The 570-nt window shown below is 65.8% G+C and carries 1 protein-coding gene; it reads right to left on the bottom strand.

The annotated features are described in order from the left end of the window. Positions 1-570, bottom strand: a 570-nt coding sequence (locus DMB66_RS60765; RefSeq protein WP_148113029.1) for an AAA family ATPase, incomplete at both ends; no start/stop codon positions are given.

Genomic DNA, 570 nt, shown 5'->3' on the forward strand with positions numbered 1-570 from the left:
CGAGGTCAGGCCGAGTGGCGGCAAGCAGCTTGGCGGCAGTCCTGGCCCGATCGTCGTCCACCTCTTCCAGGGAAGTGCGCAATACCGTCCGCCCGGATCGAACGGCCTTCGCCCGATCGTCGTAGATCTTGCGAAGATTCTTGAGCCGGGTCTCGGCATCGGTGACCGGTTCGATGGCGAGCAGTGGAGCCATGGCGTCGAACAGTTCACTGGGCCGCGACGACATCAGCCGGCCGAGGTCGTTCGCGGTGAGGAACGGGCGGTAAGTGTCCATCGACTGTTGCCAGCCGAGGGCTTCGATATCGGGCAGAGAGATCTTGGCCTGACCCGGCTCGGTGGCGTCCTCGGACCAGCTTCGCCGAATCCGCAGGGGCGCGGCGACGCCGTCGAGGCGAGCGATCAGGTCGATCTCGCAGGGCGCTGAAGTATGCAGATTGCGCCAGCCGTCGCGGAAGATGCTGTTGCGCTCGGCCCATCGCTGGCTGTCGCCGGTAAGGGCAAGCTCGATGGCCTCGGCGAAGCTGGACTTGCCGGAGCCGTTGCGACCGACCACAAGGGTGAGGCCGTTCT

It is taken from the genome of Actinoplanes sp. ATCC 53533 (assembly GCF_003947245.1).